Origin of the sequence: Massilia solisilvae (assembly GCF_024753215.1) — a bacterium.
Taxonomy (GTDB): Bacteria; Pseudomonadota; Gammaproteobacteria; order Burkholderiales; family Burkholderiaceae_D; genus Telluria; species Telluria solisilvae.
This window is the reverse complement of the sequence record NZ_JANUGV010000001.1, coordinates 169,095-188,580: the sequence shown is the minus strand read 5'-3', so window position 1 is coordinate 188,580 and position 19,486 is coordinate 169,095. Positions and strand designations below refer to the sequence as shown.

Here is a 19,486-nt window from a genome sequence, read left to right as displayed (position 1 = left end):
TGAACGCGAACATGATCAAACGCATTCTTCACGGCGCCGCCGTGCCGCTTGCTGCGGTAGTCCTTTGGCAGGCGGTATCGGCACTGGGCTGGCTCAATCCGCAGATCGTACCGTCGCCGCTGGCGGTGCTGCGCAAGCTGCTGGAGTACGCATCGCCGCTGGAACCGTATTCGCCCGAGCAGGGTAGCTACCTGGTCTGGCTGGTTTCCGGCGAGCTGTTGCACGACGCCTACGCCAGCCTGTCACGCGTGATCGGCGGCTTCCTGATCGGCGCCGGGCTGGCGCTGCCGCTCGGCCTGCTGATGGGAACGAACAAGACGATCTACAAGCTGTTCGACCCGCTGGTGCAGATCCTGCGGCCGATTCCGCCGATCGCCTACATCCCGCTGGCGATCCTGTGGTTCGGCCTGGGCAATCCGCCGGCATTCTTCCTGATCAGCATCGGCTCCTTCTTTCCGGTCCTGATGAACACGATTGCCGGCGTACGCCACGTGGACGGGATCTACCTGCGCGCCGCACGCAACCTGGGCGCGGGGCAGATGACGATGTTCCGCCGCGTGATCCTGCCGGCGGCCACGCCCTACATCCTGGCCGGTGCGCGCATCGGCATGGGAACGGCCTTCATCGTGGTGATCGTGGCCGAAATGATCGCGGTGAACAGTGGCCTGGGCTTCCGCATCCTGGAAGCGCGCGAGTACTTCTGGTCCGACAAGATCATCGCCGGCATGTTCACCATCGGCCTGTTCGGGCTTGCCATCGACCTGGGCATGAACGCGCTGAACAACCATCTGCTCAAGTGGCATCGCGGGCTGGAACATTGAAGAAAACAGCATGAAAACCATTCATATCAACGGCGTCAACAAGGTGTTCTCGAGCCACGGCAGCGACGTCGTCGCGCTCAAGGACATCAATCTCACCATCAACAGCGGCGAGTTCGTCTGCCTGCTAGGCCCGTCGGGCTGCGGCAAGTCGACGCTGCTCAACGCGATTGCCGGCTTCTCGCACCCCACCTCGGGCCAGATCCTGGTCGACAACCGCCCGATCACCGAGCCGGGGCCGGATCGTGGCATGGTGTTCCAGGAATATGCGCTCTTCCCCTGGATGACCATCGAGCAAAACATCGCCTTCGGTCTGGAAATCGCCGGTCGCCCGACCGCGGCCATCAAGGAGCGTGTCGACATGCTGCTGGACATGCTGGGCCTGCGCGAATTCCGCGACCGCTATCCCAAGGACCTGTCGGGCGGCATGCGTCAGCGCGTTGCGATCGCGCGGGTGCTGGCACTGGATTCGCCGATCATGCTGATGGACGAACCCTTCGGCGCGCTCGACGCCCTCACCCGCCGCAACCTGCAGGACGAGCTGCTGAAAATCTGGAAGACCTTCGGCACCACGATCATCTTCGTCACGCACAGCATCGAAGAGTCGATCTATCTCGCGGACCGGACGATCGTGATGACCTATCGTCCCGGCACCATCAAGCAGGACGTGCGCATCACCCTGCCACGTCCGCGCGACCCCAGCGACCCGGAATTCAATCGGCTCAAGCGCATGCTGGGCGAACTCGTCATGGAAGAACAGCAGCGTCACCACAACGCGGAGCTGCTCGCAACGACTGCCGACTGATACGGCACCGTCAATCAATCAACCAGGAAAACAACATGGGACAAACGAAAGCAGCATTTCAATGGGACGATCCGCTGCTGCTGGATCAGCAACTGACGGACGAAGAACGCATGGTGCGCGAGGCCGCCAGCGCCTATTGCCAGGAGCGCCTGCAGCCGCGCGTGCTCGAAGCCTTCCGCAAGGAAGAAACCGACCCGGCGATCTTCCGCGAGATGGGCGAACTGGGCCTGCTCGGCCCCACCATTCCGGAACAATATGGCGGCCCCGGCCTGAACTATGTGAGCTACGGCCTGATCGCCCGCGAAGTCGAACGCGTCGATTCCGGCTATCGCTCGATGATGAGCGTGCAGTCGTCGCTGGTGATGGTGCCGATCCATGAATTCGGCAATGAACAAACGAAGCAGAAATACCTGCCCAAGCTCGCCACCGGCGAATGGATCGGCTGCTTCGGCCTGACCGAGCCGAACCACGGTTCCGATCCGGGTTCGATGGTCACGCGGGCGAAGAAGGTCCCGGGCGGCTTCAGCCTGTCGGGCAGCAAGATGTGGATTTCCAATTCGCCGATCGCCGACGTGTTCGTGGTGTGGGCCAAGGATGACGAAGGTGCGATCCGCGGCTTCGTGCTGGAAAAAGGCTGGAAAGGCCTGAGCGCGCCGGCGATCCACGGCAAGGTCGGTCTGCGCGCGTCGATCACGGGCGAGATCGTGATGGATGAAGTGTTCTGCCCGGAAGAGAATGCCTTCCCCGAAGTGCGCGGCTTGAAAGGCCCGTTCACTTGCCTGAATTCGGCACGCTACGGGATCGCGTGGGGCGCCCTGGGTGCCGCCGAGGATTGCTGGCACCGCGCGCGCCAATACGTGCTGGACCGCAAGCAGTTCGGCAAGCCGCTGGCGGCCAACCAGCTGATTCAGAAAAAGCTGGCCGACATGCAAACCGAAATCACGCTGGGCCTGCAAGGCTGCCTGCGCCTGGGCCGCATGAAGGACGAGGGCACCGCGGCGGTGGAAATCACGTCGATCATGAAGCGCAACTCGTGCGGCAAGTCGCTCGACATCGCACGCCTGGCGCGCGACATGATGGGCGGCAACGGCATTTCCGACGAGTTCGGCGTTGCGCGCCATCTGGTCAACCTGGAAGTCGTGAATACCTATGAAGGCACGCATGACATCCACGCGCTGATCCTGGGCCGCGCACAGACCGGCATCGCGGCATTCTGACGAGCGTGGACGTGCGATCTCGCACGCCCCACTCACCCATCCTTAGTGGCGCTGTCTGCGCTAAGTGTGGACTCAAGCACGTCGTTCCCGCGCACGCGGGAACGACGGGGCACTTTCAACAGTTAACACAGACAGCGCCTTCTTAATGAGGTTTTCCCCATGGCTGGAGCGCTGTCTCATATCAAAGTACTGGATCTGTCGCGCGTGCTCGCCGGCCCGTGGTGCGGCCAGCTGCTCGCCGATCTTGGCGCCGAAGTCATCAAGGTCGAGCGCCCCCGCGTTGGCGACGACACGCGCGCATGGGGACCGCCATACCTGAAGGACAGGTCGGGCGCGGAAACGAAGGAGTCCGCCTACTTCCTGTCCGCAAACCGCGGCAAGAAATCGCTGACCCTCGACATCTCCACGCCGGAAGGCCAGGACATCGTCAAACAACTCGCCGCCGAGTGCGACATCGTGCTTGAGAACTACAAAGTCGGCGCACTCGCCAAATACGGGCTCGACCAGGCGTCGCTGCGCGCCATCAATCCGCGCCTGATCTATTGCTCCATCACCGGCTTCGGCCAGGACGGCCCCGATGCGCAGCGCGCCGGATACGACTTCATGATCCAGGGGATGGGCGGCTTGATGAGCATCACCGGACAGCCCGACGAGGTGGCCGGTGGTGGGCCGGTGAAGGTCGGCGTCGCCGTCACCGACGTGATGACCGGCATGTATGCCTCTGTGGCCGTGCTGGCCGCCCTTGCCCAGCGTGAGGTGAGCGGCGCCGGACAGTACATCGACCTGGCCTTGTTCGATGTGCAAGTGGCGATGCTGGCCAACCAGGCGTCGAATTACCTGGTCGGCAACGTGGTGCCGGGCCGGCTCGGCAACGCGCATCCGAATATCGTTCCCTATCAGGCCTTCGCCACGGCGGACGGCCACCTCATCCTCGCGGTGGGCAACGACCGCCAGTTCAACAGCTTTTGCCAGGTTGCGGGGCATCCCGAGTGGGGCAGCTGCGAACGCTTTGCCACCAATGCCATGCGCGTGCGCCACCGCGCCGAACTGATTGCGTTGCTGGAGCCGGTGCTGCAGGAACGGACGACGCGCGAGTGGCTGGCCCAGCTCGAAGCGGTCGGCGTTCCTTGCGGACCGATCAACACGATCGCCCAGGTGTTCGATGAGCCGCAGGCGCGCCACCGGCAGCTTGCCGTGGCGCTGCCGCATGCGCTGCATGACGCCGTTGCCTCGGTCGCCAATCCGATCCGCATGTCCGATACGCCGGTTGCCTATGATCGCGCGGCGCCGCTCCTGGGCGAGCATACTCATGAGATACTTCAAGAGCGCCTGCACCTGGACCGGGAACAAATCGACCGTTTGCAGAGGCAGGGCGTGATCTGAATGCGGAGTACAAGTGGCGGTAAAAAAATGGAAACTGAGCCAGTCGCACACTGTGCTGCTGGCGCTGGCGTCGCTGGTGGCGGTGACGATGCTGTCCTATATGCTGGTCGAACGCCGCCAGCTCGACGACCTGCACCGCACGCTGGCTTCGCGCGCCGAACTGTACTCGGCGACGATCGGCGGGGTGCTCGCCAAGTATGAATTCCTGCCACTGGCCATCGCGCAGAGCGATGAAGTCGCCGCCCTCCTCGAGACCCGGTCGCCCGACCGGGCCGCACGCGTTAATGCCTACCTGGAGGAGATGATCCAGGGCGCCGGCGCCTTCGCGGTCTACGTGATCAATCCGCAGGGCGAGGTGTACGCGTCCAGCAACTGGAAAGAGCCGACCTCGTATGTCGGGCAGAACTACGGCTTCCGTCCCTACTTCAGGCAAGCGGTGAACGGTGGCATCGGACGTTTCTATGGCATTGGCGTATCGACCCGCGAGGCCGGCTACTTCATCGCACTGCCGATACGACGCCATGGCCGCATTATCGGCGTTGCCGCGGCCAAGGTCAGCCTGGACTGGCTGGAGCAGTCCTGGCGCATGCCCAGCGTGGCCGAACAGATCTGGGTGACCGACGCCAACGGCGTCATTCTCCTGTCGTCGATCTCCGCCTTCAAATTCAAGACACTCGCTCCATTGTCTGAGGGCGCGCGCAAAAGCATCCACGAACAGCGGCAGTTCCTGCATGAGACGCTGCCGCAACTTCCACACCGGGTTGAGCAACGCCTGACCGACGGCGCAAAGCTGCTGTCGCTGAACCTGCCGAGGGAAGGCGAACCAAGCGGCTACATGGCGGTCAGCAGCCGGCTCAAGCCCCTCGAATGGCAAATCACGGTGCTGGCCGAACTGGGACAGGTGCGCGCGGCGGCACGCAACGCGGCCGTCGGCGCGGCGCTGGGCTGGACCGCGCTTTGCCTTGGCATCCTGTATGCGTTGCAGCGCCGGCGGCGCATTGCGGAGCGGCTGAACGCACAGCAAGCGCTCAAGCGCGCCAACGACGAACTCGAAGCCAAGGTCGAGCGGCGCACCGCCGCGCTGCTCGACGCCAATCTACGACTGCAGGCGGAAGTCGGTGAACGCGAGCGCGCCGAGCAGACCTTGCGCCAGGCTCAGGCGGAACTGGTACAAAGCGGCAAACTCGCCGCGATCGGACAGATGGCGGCGGGCATCACGCATGAGCTGAACCAGCCGCTGGCGGCAATCCAGACATTCTCCGACAATGCGCAGGTGCTCATTACACGGGGCCGCGCCGACGAAGCGCTGGAAAACCTGTCGATCATCTCGGACCTGGTCAAGCGCCTCGGCTATATCACCTCGCAGTTGAAAGGCTTTGCCCGGCGCAGCGATGATGCACAAAAGCCGGTCAGCGTACGCAAGGCGTTCGAACAGACCATGCTGCAGGTGCGCACCACTCGGGGCGCGGACCGCCTGGTGCTGGACGAGGACTGGCCGCAACAGGACATCGTCGTTCTGTGCAACGAGACCGGGCTGCGGCAGGTCTTTTCCAACCTGATCACGAACGCGATGGATGCAGTCGGCGCGGCCGAGATCGCGCATCTTTCGATCCGCGTCGCGCAGTCCGGCGACCAGGCGGTGATCCGTGTCGCCGACAATGGGCCCGGCATTGCGCCGGCCAGCGCGCAGAAAATTTTCGAACCCTTCTTCACCACCAAGGAGCAAGGGCTCGGTCTGGGGCTGTCGATCAGCGCGGGCATCATCCGCGCCGCCGGCGGCACGATCGAGGTACAGAACCACGGCAGCGACGGGCACGGCGGCGCGGAATTCACCATCCGGCTGCGCTGCCGGCAGCCGGGCGGGAAGACAGACTTAGGGGAACAAGATGCTTGAAACGAACTTCGACGACATGCAGGTGCTGCTCGTGGAAGACGATGCGGTGGTCAGGAAGGGCGCGAAGCAAGCCCTGGAACTGGCCGGGCTGCGGGTCACTGCCTGCGCCAGCGCGGAAGAAGCAACGGCTCATTTGTCCCCGGACTTTGCGGGCATTCTCGTCAGCGATGTCAGGCTGCCGGGCATGGATGGTCTGGAGCTTTTGCAACTGGCCGCTTCGCGCGATCCGTCGCTACCGGTCATTCTCGTCACCGGCCACGGCGACGTGTCAATGGCGGTAGGCGCCATGCGACAGGGTGCCTATGACTTTATCGAGAAGCCGTTTTCGTCCGATTTGCTGATCGAAGTGTGCCGGCGCGCGCTCGACAAGCGCCGTCTGGTGCTGGAGAACCTGACCCTGCGCCGCCAGCTGGAAAACCGCGAAGGCATCGAAGCGCGCATGGTCGGACGCAGCAATGCGATCGACAAGGTGCGCCGGCTGGTGCTCAACCTCGCGCCAAAGACCGCGGACGTCATGATCCTCGGGGAAACCGGCACCGGCAAGGAACTGGTGGCGCGCTGCCTGCATGACTTCAGCAGCCGACGGGATCACCCCTTCGTCGCGATCAATTGCGGCGCGCTGCCGGAGACGATTTTCGAATCGGAGCTGTTCGGCCATGAAGAAGGCGCGTTCACGGGCGCGCAGCGGCGCCGCATCGGCAAGATCGAACATGCCAACGGCGGCACGCTCTTCCTCGATGAAATCGAAAGCATGCCGCTCAACCTGCAGGTCAAGCTGCTGCGCGTGCTGCAGGAGCGCCAGGTCGAGCGCCTCGGTTCGAACAGCGTCATTCCGATCGACCTGCGGGTGATTGCCGCGACCAAGGAAGACCTTGGAGTGCTGTCCGAGCAGGGGAAGTTCCGGGCCGACCTCTATTACCGCCTGAACGTCGCCAGCCTGACGCTCCCTGCCCTGCGCAATCGGCGCGAGGACATTCCTTTACTGTTCGAATTCTTCGTGCTGCAGGCGGCCGTGCGCTACGGTCAGAGCGCGCCGCTGATCGGCAGCGAGCTGCTGCATACGCTGATGGCGCAACGCTGGCCTGGCAATGTGCGGGAACTGCACAATGTGGCTGATCGCTTTGTGCTGGGCTTGCTGGACGATATGCTAATGCCCTCCGGAACCCGCCGCGAAGGATCGCTCGCCCAGCAGGTTGATGCGTTCGAAAAGGCGATCATCGAAGAGGCGTTGCAGCGTCAGGAAGGCAACGTTAATGCAGCGGCCGAAAGCTTGGGTATTCCGAAGAAGACGCTGTATGACAAGCTGAAGCGGTTTGATATATCGACGGACAAGTTTCATCCGGTGCCGCAGGCGGCGCGGCGCGGGTGAACGAAACACCGATTGCTCGCAAGCTTCCCCGGCGTCCAACCAGACCCAAACGAGCGCCGCAGGGATTGCCGATGATCACTTGATCCAACAACCTCCTTCCTCAGGACTTGAAAATTCCGCTGGATCGGTGATAATTTGTTCAGTTTGTTGAACATTTTTCGAGGTCGAGATCATGCAACTTCGCGAAGTAGGCATGCATGTGCATGACAGGCGCAAGGAGATCGGCCTCAGCCAGGCCCAACTGGCGCGGCTGGCAGGCCTGTCACGCACTACGGTCAACCAGCTCGAGAGCGGTGCCCTGGAAGATCTGGGCTATACGAAGCTGAGCCAGCTGCTGGGCATCCTCGGCCTGACCTTTGATGCCAAGGAAAGGTTGAAAAAGTCGCCGGCGCTCAAGATTGCCGCACAGACAGCCAGCACGAGCTACAAGAAGATCCTCACATCCGATGTCCTCAAGAATATCTTGAAGTCGGGTGTGGTTCCTGACGACTTCAAGCCGCATGTGATGACGCTGCTTGACGAAACGCCCCTACCGCTGGTCGTCAGTGCAATTAAGGAAGCCTCGGTCGAGACCAATACGCCACCGAAGACAGTCATGAAAAACGTCTCCGCAATGGCAAAAGAGCTTCAGACACATAGAGCTGTTTGGTAATGGCAGACGAAAGGACCTGGGAAGGCCTCTTCCAAGACGCCTTGCGATTGGTGGATGAGATCCGGACCCACGGGTCCAAACATCTCTACTGGACCTTCGGCGGCGGAACGGTGCTGATGCGCAAGTATCGGCACCGCCTTAGCAAAGACATCGATATTTTTGTGCCCGATCCGCAGGTGCTGAACTATGTAAATCCACGCCTGAGTCAAGTCGCGGAGGATCTGACAGTTCACTACGACGAGGCGAACAGCTTCATCAAACTGTTCTTGCCTGACGGCGAGATCGACTTCGTCGCGTCTTCGAATTTGACCGAGAACCCGTACGTGGACGAGGAAATATTCGGCCGTACAGTGCACGTCGAGGCCGCAGCTGAGATCGTGGCCAAGAAGTTATTCCATCGCGGCGATCATCTACTCGCCCGCGACATGTTCGATTTCGCTCTGGTTGCCGAAAAGGAGCCCGATGAGCTGCTGAAGGCCAGCAGATTCCTCGTTCGCCATATCACCCCAATCAAGGCGACTCTCGCCGGCGATCTCACGAACCTCCGCTTACAATTCGATGCGATCGAAAAACTCTCGTTTAACCCAACTTTTGATCGAGTGCGAGACATCGTCATCCAAACGCTGGACTCCGCCGCGCAACACGTCGAAAAAGAAACATACGCAAATCGCTCACCCACAGGTTAGCGTTGCGCCTTGGCCCGGCGGATGACACGGCCAAGCGGCGATGAAAAAAGCCCTCACGATCACTCGCAACGACTTGATTTCATGGCAAAAGCTATTGGTAGGCCTCCGCGGAGTCGAACCGCGCACCAACGGATTATGAGTCGAATCAAGCGCCCAGCAGTTTACAGCTAATCACTTGATTTCACAAGGATTTCCATCACTCGGCGCAACTCGACTTCAGCTCCGGCAACCCGACCATTCCGGCAGAATTCCGGCAGGGTTCAGGGTTGGCAACATGACATGAGGTCCTGATTCCGCACCCAACAACGGCGCAAGGTCACGGCTGAGGACTTCATTCGAGCTGATAAGATATCGCACACACCGCCGTTCGAAAACTACAGGTACACGCGATGGGATCGTATTCTGGACTTATGCTCGGCCCGCTCACCGTAACGGAGAGCAAGAACGAGTTTGTTTCATATCACAACGAATTCTTCTTGGCCGAAGACCTTGTGGTATCTCCTTTGTACGGCCAAACGGAACCAGAAGAGCACTACGAACGACCGTTGCGCCTGGTTGTGAAGAGATTGGAGCTGATGGGCTTCACCCTGGCACGCGCACGTGAGGAATACGTCCGCCCCAACCCATACTCGTTCGACGATCCGCTGCCGCTCACCTTTGACCAGGTGATGGACATCCTGCGCACTGTCAACATTGCCGAAATCAAAAACGAATACCCGGAGCAGCCGGCTTGCGGGCAGTTCGTACCCGCAGATATCCAGCCCATCCTTCGCGAGGTTCTCCCGCCGGGAAGGTTTGAAGCAACTCACTGGGACCTGTTAGCACTACTGGAGAACTTCAGTCCGGAATCGACGCTACGCGTTCTGGCAGAGAGCCCTGCAAACCTCGACCTACCAGTTATTTGGTTTTTTAACGATGTTGTACAAGGCGGGTGGACCGAACGCGAAAACATCCAGCACGGAATTTCAGAGCCGGCAGAATACCTACTTGTCACCGAGGGCAGCTCCGACGCGAAGATTCTGCGTCGGGCTTTCGATGTGCTCAGGCCAGACATTAGTGACTTCTTCCGGTTCGTCGATATGGCCGATGGTTATCCATTCTCAGGGACTGGCAATCTCTTGAACTTTGCCAAAGGATTGGTAAGTATCCGGATACAAAACAATGTCGTCTTTGTATTCGACAACGACGCGGAAGGCGTAGCGTGCATGAAGAAATGCAACGCACTTTCGCTTCCGCCCAACATGAAAATGATGAAGCTGCCAGACATCGAAGAGTTCAGACAATTCCGAACTGTAGGGCCACAGGGCGACCAACTAGCCGACATCAATGGGAGAGGAGCGTCAATAGAATGCTACCTCGACCTGCCGGCAGATGCTGCAGTCCGCTGGAGCAGTTACAACGAAGCGCTTGCGGTTTACCAGGGAGCACTGATGGAGAAGGACCGCTTCAAGCGTGAATTCTTGGACCTCGATGGGTTCCAAGAGAGTTACAACTACGAAAAGCTTAACCGCGTGCTCGATGAAATCGTTGCGATCTGCACCCGGTCAACCGTGTAACACGTTGGGATTAGCTGTACTGACTCAGACTTGACCTGACAGGGGCTGTGAGTTGAGTTAGAGATCTGCAAGGCTGCTACCGGCAGTTGCAGGCTGCCCCGCCGTACTGATAATTTGCGATACAAAATACGTTGGGTGCAATCCGATGCCAAGTCACCAGCATGAAAGTTTGATCAATCTGTTCCGCGCAATCTGGTTCAGGCACGTGGTCCCGTTATACGGAAGCATCATCGATCCCAAGGGAGTCATCTTTCAAATCGATCACAAATTGGGGCTCTTCGCACTCAATGGGATTGATATAAGTGGGAATTGGCCTGACTTTTACATCAACCTCAACGACAGACGTGGGCCAATACTCGGGGAGGTTGGCGAGATGCCGAGCACAAGGTGGGGGCACGTGATTTGCGAAGATGGGCTGCCGATTCGGATTCTCAGGATTGGATTCGATTTTTCAATTGGCATGATCAACCCAAGATTTACTCGACGCGAGGTAAGAATTCTAAAGATTGCGCAGGAACATTTGATAACAGAGCGCCTCCGTGTTTATGGTGCCTGATATTTATGGAGCCGAGCCTTGAGGGAGCTTGCGCGGGCGCTCAATCGGTGCGCATTCGTTGACGGCCACCATTGCACAACGCCTTATGCTGGCGGATGCGCACAGAGCTAGTCGTTCTTGATATGGAACGCCATTATTGCAAAGTTCTTGTAGCGCCCTGTCTCATCATCAACCTCAACGTCTGCGACGATTTGGAATGGCGCAGGGCCACTATTGTTCCAGTTAGGCACGGGATTGTTCAACCCGGCTTCGATGGCATCAATGTCCTGGGGCTCCATCTCTTGTAAAGGAACGGCAATATCTTCTCCATTGGGCTTCTTGAGGATGAGCCGATCGTTCGTAAAACCAACCACCGTGAGATAGATAGCTTTTTTTATTGCAGTTCCTGTCAGTATTAGAAGTTTATTCTAGGCAATACTAAACGATGGAGTCAAGGAAACAAAAAAATATGGACAGAAGTTGGACAGCACGAAGCCGATAGAAAGAAAAAAGGGCTAGCGACATCGCTAACCCTTTGATTTTCCAATATTTTTTTGGTAGGCCTCCGCGGAGTCGAACCGCGCACCAACGGATTATGAGTCCGCTGCTCTAACCAGGCATGAGCTAGAGGCCCAGGAGAAATCGTTTCAAACGGGAGGCGCTAAAAACGTCTCGCCACCCGGGGAAGCCAGACGGCCATCCCAACGAAGTGGCGAGAGGATATTGCTTTTAGCGCAGCCCCGTCAAGCCTTAGCTGCTGCCTTCGAGGAAGCTCTTCAGCTTGTCGGAACGCGACGGGTGGCGCAGCTTGCGCAGGGCCTTCGCTTCGATCTGGCGGATGCGCTCGCGCGTGACGTCAAATTGCTTGCCTACCTCTTCCAGCGTGTGGTCGGTGGACATCTCGATGCCGAAGCGCATGCGCAGCACCTTGGCTTCGCGCGGCGTCAGCGAGTCGAGCACGTCCTTCACCACCCCGCGCATCGAGGCGTGCAGCGCGGCGTCCGACGGCGCAAGCGTGTTGTTGTCCTCGATGAAGTCGCCCAGGTGCGAATCGTCGTCGTCGCCGATCGGCGTTTCCATCGAAATCGGCTCTTTGGCGATCTTCATGATCTTCCGGATCTTGTCTTCCGGCATTTCCATCTTGATCGCAAGCGTTGCCGGATCGGGCTCGGCACCGGTCTCTTGCAAGATTTGCCGCGAGATGCGGTTCATCTTGTTGATGGTCTCGATCATGTGCACCGGGATACGGATGGTGCGCGCCTGGTCAGCGATCGAACGCGTAATCGCCTGGCGAATCCACCACGTCGCGTAGGTCGAGAACTTGTAGCCGCGGCGGTATTCGAACTTGTCCACCGCCTTCATCAGGCCGATGTTGCCTTCCTGGATGAGGTCGAGGAACTGCAGGCCGCGGTTGGTGTACTTCTTGGCGATCGAAATCACCAGGCGCAGGTTGGCTTCGGTCATTTCGCGCTTGGCCTTGCGCGCCTTCATCTCACCGGCCGCCATCTGGCGGTTGATGTTGCGAAGGTCGTGCAGCGGCAGCACCACGCGCGCTTGCAGGTCGATCAGGCGCTGCTGCAGTTCCTTGATCGTCGGAATGTTACGGCTCAGGATGGCGCTGTAGGCGTGTCCCGCGGCCACTTCGCCGTCCACCCATTCCAGGTTCGTTTCGTTGCCCGGGAAGACCTTGATGAAGTGGGCGCGCGGCATGCCGCAGCGGTTCACGGCCACGTCCAGGATCTGCTTTTCGATGTGGCGCACTTCGTCCACCTGGCCGCGCAGGGTGTCGCACAGCTTTTCGACGACCTTGGCGGTGAAGCGGATGCCGAGCAGTTCGTTGGAGATGGCTTCCTGCGCCTTGACGTAGGCCTTGGAGTTGTAGCCGTCCTTTTCGAACGCCTTGCGCATCTTTTCGAATTGCTGGGCGATGGCGTCGAACTTTTCGAGCGAGGTGGCCTTGAGCGCTTCGAGCTGCTCGGCCGAGTAGCCGGCGGCGCCAGGGCTGGCGGCGGCTTCTTCTTCCTCTTCCTCTTCTTCCTCGTCCTCTTCGCCCTCGTCTTCGTCGTCACCGTCGCTGGAGGACGGGGCCACGGCGCTCGGGCTGTTGTCCTCGGACTCGTTGGGGTCGACGATGCCGTCGACGATCTCGTCGATCTTGATTTCGTCGTTGTCGATGCGCTGGGCAACGGTCAGGATTTCGGCGATCGTCACCGGGCAGGCCGAGATGGCCTGGATCATGTCCTTCAGGCCGTCCTCGATGCGCTTGGCGATTTCGATTTCGCCTTCGCGCGTGAGCAGTTCAACCGAGCCCATCTCGCGCATGTACATGCGCACCGGGTCGGTGGTGCGGCCGAATTCGGAATCGACCGTGGACAGCGCCGCTTCGGCGGCAGCCTCGGCTTCGTCGTCGGAGGTGGCGGCGGCCACGTTGTCCGACAGTAGCAGCGTTTCGGCATCGGGCGCGTGTTCGTACACGGCAATGCCCATGTCGTTGAACGTGCCGATGATGCCTTCGATCGCTTCCGGATCGACGATGTTGTCCGGCAGGTGGTCGTTGATCTCGGCGTAGGTCAGGAAGCCGCGTTCCTTGCCCGACTTGATCAGCGCTTTCAGTTTCTGCCGACGGCTCTCGAGTTCTTCTTCGGAGGCTTCGCTGTCGGACGAGAAGGCGTCCTTCAGCAGCGCTTTCTCCTTGGCCTTGCGGTCCTTGGCCTTGGCCTTGTCCGCAGCCTTGAGCTCGGCGCGTTCGATGGTGTTGAGCGCGGCGACTTCGTCGTTCTCAGGCGTGAATTCCTTGGGTTTGCGACCGCGACGCCCCGGTACCTTGACCGTAGGCAGCACGTAGCCGGACGTGTCGATCGCGGCCAGTGCAGCCGCATCGGTGGTCTGGCTCACGACAGGCGCAGTGCTCGCGGTCACTGCCTTGTCTTGCGCTTTGTCCGCCTTCGCCGCGGACGCTCTGGTGGTTTTGGCAGCCACTTTGGGTTGGGGTTTCTTGGTTGGCACAGGCGCTTTCGATGTCACAACGACTTACGTACGATGGTTAAAGATAAAGATTGTTACCTCACATCCACAACGTGGAGGAACAAACTCCCCCGCCTACTAACTGAAACGCCACGCGGCGATTGAGACGAAAAATCGTTTCAAAGCTTGCAATAGTTAGCGTTTTATTATAGCACGCACCCCTGGCTTTTCCAGTTGCGAACTCTTCCGTAGCGGAACGGGTTTGGGACCTCATCGGGGTGCCATCGCGGCCTCGGCTTCGCGGACCAGCAGGTTCTGTTGCGCTGTGATTTCGCGGTAGCGGGCACTCACCTGATCTGGGGTCAAACCCGAAGAAAACAACTGGTTAAGCTCCTTTTTTAACATATCCATCTTGATCTGCCGGACCGCACTTGCCAGCCAGACACGGTCGGCATCGGGATCCGATTCCGGCTCGGCGGCAATCTCGGCGATCAGGTGGTCATATTCCGTGGTGACTTCCTTCAATTGCTCAGACAACGCCGCGAACGTTCCGTTCGCTCCCAGCGACTGTGCAGTTGTAACCAAATGGCTCAGCCGTTCCGCCGCTTCCTCGCCAAAGAACGTGAACGCGGCCTGCGCGGTTTCGTCCAGCTGCACCGCCAGCGACGGCTGGGCCACCAGCAGACGGATGATCTGCAGCTCCAGCCCCACCGGTTGCGGCCGGCCCTGGCGCGGCGGCGCGCGTTTTGCCACCGCTACTGGCTTGGACAAGTCAAACAGGCTTTCGATTTCCGCCGGCGTCGATTCGGTCATGCTGGCAAGACCGCGCACGATCTGCAGGCGCAACCCGGACGGCGCCATGGCCTGCAGCAGCGGCTTGGCGTCGAACTGGGTGCGGGCGCGGCCCTCGGGCGTGGTCAGATCGTGCTCACCAGCAACTTCACGCAGCAAGAATTGCGACAGCGGCATCGCGTTGGCCACCTCTTGCTCGAACGCATCAGCGCCGTATTCGCGCACGAAGCTGTCCGGGTCGTGCTCCTGCGGCAGGAACAGGAAGCGGATCGTCTTGTTGTCCGTCACCTGCGGCAGGCAAGCTTCCAGTGCGCGGCGCGCGGCGCGGCGGCCGGCCTTGTCGCCGTCGAAGCTGAAGATCACGTTGTCGGTCTGGCGCAACAGCTTTTGGACGTGGGTACTGGTGCAGGCGGTGCCGAGGGTGGCGACGGCTTGCGGAAAGCCCAGCTGGGCCAGCGCGACCACGTCCATGTAGCCTTCCGTCACCAGTACGTAGCCGGCGTCGCGGATCGCCTGGCGCGCTTCCCACAACCCGTAGAGCTCGGTACCCTTGCTGAACAGCGGCGTTTCCGGCGAGTTCAGGTATTTTGGCTCGCCACCGTCGAGCACGCGGCCGCCGAAGCCGATCACCTGCCCTTTGACGTTACGGATCGGGAACATGATGCGCTCACGGAAACGGTCGTAGCGCTTCTTGTTGCCGCCATCCTCGTCCACGTGGTCGATCACCAGTCCCGATTCGACCAGCTGCAGTGCCTCGTAATCGGGAAAGACGGATTTCAGGCTGGTCCAGCCGGCCGGGGCATAGCCCATGCCGAAGCGGGCCGCGATTTCACCGGTCAGGCCACGCCCTTTTAAATAGGCGATGGCGTTGGGCGCCTGGCGCAGCTGGGCGCGGTAGAAGTCGCAGGCGCGCTGCAGTGCGTCCGACAGGGCCAGCGACTGGGCCTGCTGGGCGGCGCGCTGGGCCGGCGGAATCTTGTCGTCGTTGTCCGGCACGACCATGCCCACGCCCTGGGCCAGATCCTTGACGGCATCGACGAAGCCCATGCCGGAGTATTCGATCAGGAAACCGATCGCGGTACCGTGCGCGCCGCAGCCGAAGCAGTGGTAGAACTGCTTGGTGGGGCTGACCGTGAAGCTGGGCGACTTTTCGCTGTGGAAGGGGCACAGCCCCATGAAGTTGGCGCCGCCCTTCTTCAGCTGCACGTAGCGCCCTACCACGTCAACAATATCAACACGGTTGAGCAAATCGGTGATGAATGATTGCGGAATCACTTGAAATTACAGTGTTTTGTCTAAGGTCAGACTATACCGCAGGGCTCGCTGCAAGTTGAGATGCGACAAGCTTAGTGCGAGGCAACTTGCGGGGGGCGTAGGGTGGGCAGCTTGGCTGCCCAGGCGTTCAGGCGGCGCGTGGATGCACGGTCACGCGAACGCTGGTTGAACGCGTGGGCGGGAGACCCGCCCACCCTACAGGATGACGAATCAGCCGCCGGACAACGCCTTCTTGACCATCGCCGAGACGGCCGTCATGTCGGCGCGGCCAGCGAGCTTGGGCTTGAGGATACCCATGACCTTGCCCATGTCCTGCGGGCCGGCCGCGCCGGAGGCAGCCACGGCAGCCTTCACTTCGGCGGCCACTTCCTCGTCCGACAGGCCGGCAGGCATGTAGGCGGCCAGCACTTGCAGCTCGGCCTTTTCGTTGTCGGCCAGGTCCTGGCGGCCGCCGGCTTCGAACTGGGTGATCGAGTCCTTGCGCTGCTTGATCATCTTTTCGACCACGGCCAGCACCTGGGCATCGTTCAGCTCGATGCGCTCGTCCACTTCCTTGCGCTTGATCTCGGCGATCAACAGGCGGATCGTGGCCAGCTTGAAGCTTTCCTTGGCGCGCATCGCGGCTTTCATGTCTTCGGTGACTTGGTCTTTCAGGCTCATGGGGTCCTCGTGGATGCGAAAAATGGAAGTGACAAAACCCGCTGCGGCAACAACCGGAGCGGGTTTCACGACTACTCAGCAGCGCCTTGCCGCGACTGGCACAACGCCGTCACGGGAGCACGCGATCAGTCTGGAATCAGTACAGCTTCTTCGGCAGCTGCTGGCTGCGGATGCGCTTGTAGTGGCGCTTCACGGCAGCGGCCAGCTTGCGCTTGCGCTCTGCAGTCGGCTTTTCGTAGAACTCGCGCGCACGCAGCTCCGTCAACAGACCGGTCTTTTCGATAGTGCGCTTGAAGCGACGCATAGCGACTTCGAACGGCTCGTTTTCTTTAAGGCGGATAGTGGTCATGTAAAAATCAAACCGTTTGGATTTAGGGAAGAACGAGATTCTAGCAGCATTTTGTCAGCAGTGGAAGCGTTTCGATGGCTGTGCCGGAATTGCCACAGATGCCCGCCGTAGCCGGCAGCTTACTCGACATTGCTGCCGGCGGCGTAGCCCGATGCCCACGCCCACTGGAAGTTGTAGCCGCCCAGCCAGCCGGTCACGTCCACCGTCTCGCCGATGAAATACAGCCCCGGCACCTTGTTGGCCATCATCGACTGCTGCGACAGCTCGCGCGTGTCTACGCCACCCAGCGTCACCTCGGCCTTCTTGTAGCCTTCGGTGCCGGTGGGCACGATGGCCCAGCGGTTGATCGCGTCGCCCAGCTTGCGCAGTTTGGCATCGGCCATGTCCGGCAGGCGCGCGTCCGGCGCAAAGCCGTTGGCCACCAGCAGCCCATCGGCCAGGCGCGATGGCATCCACTGGGCCAGTATGTTGCCGAGCTGTTTCTTGTGCGTGGTCTTGGCGGCGATCAGTTCTTCGGCCACGTCCATTTCCGGCAGCAGGTCGAGCATGATTGGCGTGCCGGGCGTCCAGTAGCTCGAGATTTGCAGGATCGCAGGGCCGGACAGGCCACGGTGCGTGAACAACAGGTCTTCGCGGAAATAGCCGCGTTTGGCGCCCTTGCCCTTGCCCGTGCCGGTCGAGACGTCCACCTCGAGCGAGATGCCGGCCAGCGGCGTGAACGGTTGCCAGCTGGGGCCGTCGAAGGTCAGCGGCACCAGGCCGGGCCGGGGCTCGACGATTTGCAGGTCGAATTGCTTCGCGATGCGATAGCCGAGGTCGGTTGCGCCGATCTTGGGAATCGATAAGCCGCCGGTGGCGACGACGACATTGCGGGCAACAACATCCCCGCCGTCGGTCGCGATCACGAAGCGCTCGCCCTCCTTGCGCAACGACGCGATCTTGCACGGCATGCGCCAGCTCACGTCGCCGGCGATGCATTCGGCGCGCAGCAGCTGGATGATCTGCTCGGACGAGTCGTCGCAGAACAGCTGGCCACGGTGCTTTTCGTGCCAGGCGATGTGGTGCTTCCTGATGAGGCCGAGGAAATCCTGTGGCGTGTAGCGCGACAGGGCGCTCTTGCAGAAGTGCGGGTTCTCGGACAGAAAGTTCTGCGGGCCGGCGTTGATGTTGGTGAAGTTGCAGCGGCCGCCGCCGGAGATGCGAATCTTTTCCGCCAGGCGCGTGGCGTGGTCGAGCAGCACGACGCTCTTGCCGCGTTGACCGGCGACGGCCGCGCACATCATGCCGGCTGCGCCTGCGCCAATTACTGCCACGTCATATTGTTTGCTCATCGCCTGATACGCTTTTCGTTGAACGCGTGGGCAGGAAAACCTGCCCACCCTACCGATGCCTACCGTAGGGTGGGCAGGTCTCCGGCCCACGCGTTCAAATCAACTGGGAAACCCGGGATTGTAACCGCCCGGCTCAGGCAGCGGGCAAGCCACGCGCCACGCGCACAATGTGTTCCACCTGTGCGGAAATCGGCTCAGGCACTGGCTGGCGCCCATGCAGTACCTCGCTGATCCAGCGCGCGGTCGCTTCGGCATCGCGCCCCTCCGGCAGCGCCGCCAGTTCGTCGGTCGGTGGATCGCGCTCGGCCAGCAGCGTGCGCACGCCGTCATGGAACCAGTCGATCTGCTGCGCGCGGTGCGGGTTGGCGACCGTCTCGCCCTCGGTGCCGCGCATCAGGAAGGCATCGCCCTCAGCGGCCGGCGCCGCCGCCGTGAAATATTGCGCGAGCAGTTCCAGGTACTCCGGATGCGTGTAGGAGACCAGCCGCAGGGCCGGCCCATCGAAGGGCTGCAATATCTTGACCAGCGTATGGGTCGAATTGCGCACACCCAGCGCCGCCCGCAGCGACAACAGGTTGGCCATCTGCGGGGCCAGCGCCTCGATCGGCATGAAGCACGGCTGGCCTTGCGCCAGCGCGGCCGTCGCGGCGTCGTGCGAGGTGGCCAGGGTCCAGCCCAGTGCCTCGAAGATCTCGGCGGTGGTCACGCGCCCCGGGTCCCGCATGACGCCATGCACCAACACCGGCACGCCCTCGCGCGCCACCAGGCCGGCCAGCAGCGGCGTCAGGTTCGGCAGCTTGCGCGAGCCGTTGTAGCTGGGCACCACCACCGGCGCAGCATGGGCGCGTGGCAGCGGCAGGCGCTCTAACGACTGGTGGGCCGCTTCGAGGAAGCCGGCAAGCTCGTCGGCCGATTCGCCCTTGATGCGCATTGCCAGCAGCAATGCGCCCAGCTCAAGGTCGGGCACCCTGCGGTCGAGCATGGCGGCGTACAGCGCGCGGGCATCGTCGCGGGAAATCGAGCGGGCGCCCTTTTGCCCACGGCCGATTTCCTTGATGAAGTGTGCGGTATGAAATGGGTGTTGATCGTTCTGCATAACCACAGCTTACACCGTCAGGGCCGGGCCGTTTTGGGCAAAATGCTGCACTGCACGCAAAATCGGGCTATAGTGAGTGTTACCCGAAGCAAAACTGCCGCAGC

Annotated in this window: 16 protein-coding genes and 1 tRNA gene; 9 read left to right on the top strand and 8 right to left on the bottom strand. The window is 61.0% G+C overall.

Annotation, left to right across the window (positions count from 1 at the left end; translation table 11 throughout):
* The first annotated feature begins 11 nt into the window (after positions 1 to 11).
* The 9 genes from NX773_RS00895 to NX773_RS00855 all read left to right on the top strand — a co-directional run bounded on the left by NX773_RS00895 (position 12) and on the right by NX773_RS00855 (position 10,380).
* Complete coding sequence (locus NX773_RS00895) at positions 12 to 821, top strand: ABC transporter permease (protein ID WP_370662205.1); 810 nt, start codon at positions 12 to 14, stop codon at positions 819 to 821.
* A 10-nt stretch (positions 822 to 831) separates the two neighbouring features.
* Complete coding sequence (locus NX773_RS00890; protein WP_258854522.1) at positions 832 to 1,623, top strand: ABC transporter ATP-binding protein; 792 nt, start codon at positions 832 to 834, stop codon at positions 1,621 to 1,623.
* A 35-nt stretch (positions 1,624 to 1,658) separates the two neighbouring features.
* Complete coding sequence (locus tag NX773_RS00885) at positions 1,659 to 2,840, top strand: acyl-CoA dehydrogenase (protein ID WP_258854521.1); 1,182 nt, start codon at positions 1,659 to 1,661, stop codon at positions 2,838 to 2,840.
* Positions 2,841 to 2,999: 159 nt separating this feature from the next.
* A complete protein-coding gene (locus NX773_RS00880) occupies positions 3,000 to 4,223 on the top strand; it encodes a CaiB/BaiF CoA transferase family protein (protein WP_258854520.1) in 1,224 nt (407 codons plus the stop codon).
* Between the two features lie 13 nt (positions 4,224 to 4,236).
* Positions 4,237 to 6,117, top strand: a complete 1,881-nt coding sequence (locus tag NX773_RS00875; protein WP_258854519.1) for a sensor histidine kinase — start codon at positions 4,237 to 4,239, stop codon at positions 6,115 to 6,117.
* A complete protein-coding gene (locus NX773_RS00870; protein ID WP_258854518.1) occupies positions 6,110 to 7,486 on the top strand; it encodes a sigma-54-dependent transcriptional regulator in 1,377 nt (458 codons plus the stop codon). Before NX773_RS00875 ends, NX773_RS00870 begins: the two co-directional genes overlap by 8 nt.
* A 172-nt stretch (positions 7,487 to 7,658) precedes the next feature.
* Positions 7,659 to 8,138, top strand: a complete 480-nt coding sequence (locus NX773_RS00865) for a helix-turn-helix domain-containing protein (RefSeq protein ID WP_258854517.1) — start codon at positions 7,659 to 7,661, stop codon at positions 8,136 to 8,138.
* The gene (locus NX773_RS00860) at positions 8,138 to 8,824 is read left to right on the top strand and encodes a nucleotidyl transferase AbiEii/AbiGii toxin family protein (protein WP_258854516.1); all 687 of its coding nucleotides are present in this window, start codon (positions 8,138 to 8,140) and stop codon (positions 8,822 to 8,824) included. The genes NX773_RS00865 and NX773_RS00860 overlap by 1 nt, the downstream gene beginning before the upstream one ends.
* 389 nt (positions 8,825 to 9,213) lie before the next feature.
* Entirely contained in the window at positions 9,214 to 10,380 is a 1,167-nt protein-coding gene (locus tag NX773_RS00855) for a HEPN/Toprim-associated domain-containing protein (protein ID WP_258854515.1), read from the top strand.
* Between the two features lie 663 nt (positions 10,381 to 11,043).
* Here NX773_RS00855 and NX773_RS00850 read toward each other — a convergent pair.
* The 8 genes from NX773_RS00850 to ybiB form a co-directional block, all read right to left on the bottom strand.
* Positions 11,044 to 11,289 (bottom strand): hypothetical protein, encoded by a 246-nt coding sequence (locus NX773_RS00850; protein ID WP_258854514.1) that lies wholly within the window; start codon positions 11,287 to 11,289, stop codon positions 11,044 to 11,046.
* A gap of 181 nt (positions 11,290 to 11,470) precedes the next feature.
* A tRNA-Ile gene (locus NX773_RS00845) sits at positions 11,471 to 11,549 on the bottom strand.
* Positions 11,550 to 11,665: 116 nt separating this feature from the next.
* Entirely contained in the window at positions 11,666 to 13,921 is a 2,256-nt protein-coding gene (gene rpoD, locus NX773_RS00840) for an RNA polymerase sigma factor RpoD (RefSeq protein ID WP_258854513.1), read from the bottom strand.
* Between the two features lie 228 nt (positions 13,922 to 14,149).
* Positions 14,150 to 15,946, bottom strand: coding sequence for a DNA primase (gene dnaG, locus NX773_RS00835; protein ID WP_258854512.1), 1,797 nt, complete (start codon positions 15,944 to 15,946; stop codon positions 14,150 to 14,152).
* A gap of 210 nt (positions 15,947 to 16,156) precedes the next feature.
* On the bottom strand, positions 16,157 to 16,606 hold the full coding sequence (locus NX773_RS00830) for a GatB/YqeY domain-containing protein (protein ID WP_258854511.1): 450 nt from the start codon (positions 16,604 to 16,606) through the stop codon (positions 16,157 to 16,159).
* Between the two features lie 136 nt (positions 16,607 to 16,742).
* Positions 16,743 to 16,955 carry a 30S ribosomal protein S21 gene (gene rpsU, locus NX773_RS00825; RefSeq protein ID WP_005665410.1) on the bottom strand — a complete coding sequence of 71 codons (213 nt, stop codon included), beginning with the start codon at positions 16,953 to 16,955 and terminating at the stop codon, positions 16,743 to 16,745.
* A 119-nt stretch (positions 16,956 to 17,074) separates the two neighbouring features.
* The gene (locus NX773_RS00820) at positions 17,075 to 18,286 is read right to left on the bottom strand and encodes a BaiN/RdsA family NAD(P)/FAD-dependent oxidoreductase (protein WP_258854510.1); all 1,212 of its coding nucleotides are present in this window, start codon (positions 18,284 to 18,286) and stop codon (positions 17,075 to 17,077) included.
* A gap of 133 nt (positions 18,287 to 18,419) precedes the next feature.
* Positions 18,420 to 19,382 carry a DNA-binding protein YbiB gene (ybiB, locus tag NX773_RS00815; protein WP_258854509.1) on the bottom strand — a complete coding sequence of 321 codons (963 nt, stop codon included), beginning with the start codon at positions 19,380 to 19,382 and terminating at the stop codon, positions 18,420 to 18,422.
* Between the last annotated feature and the right edge of the window lie 104 nt (positions 19,383 to 19,486).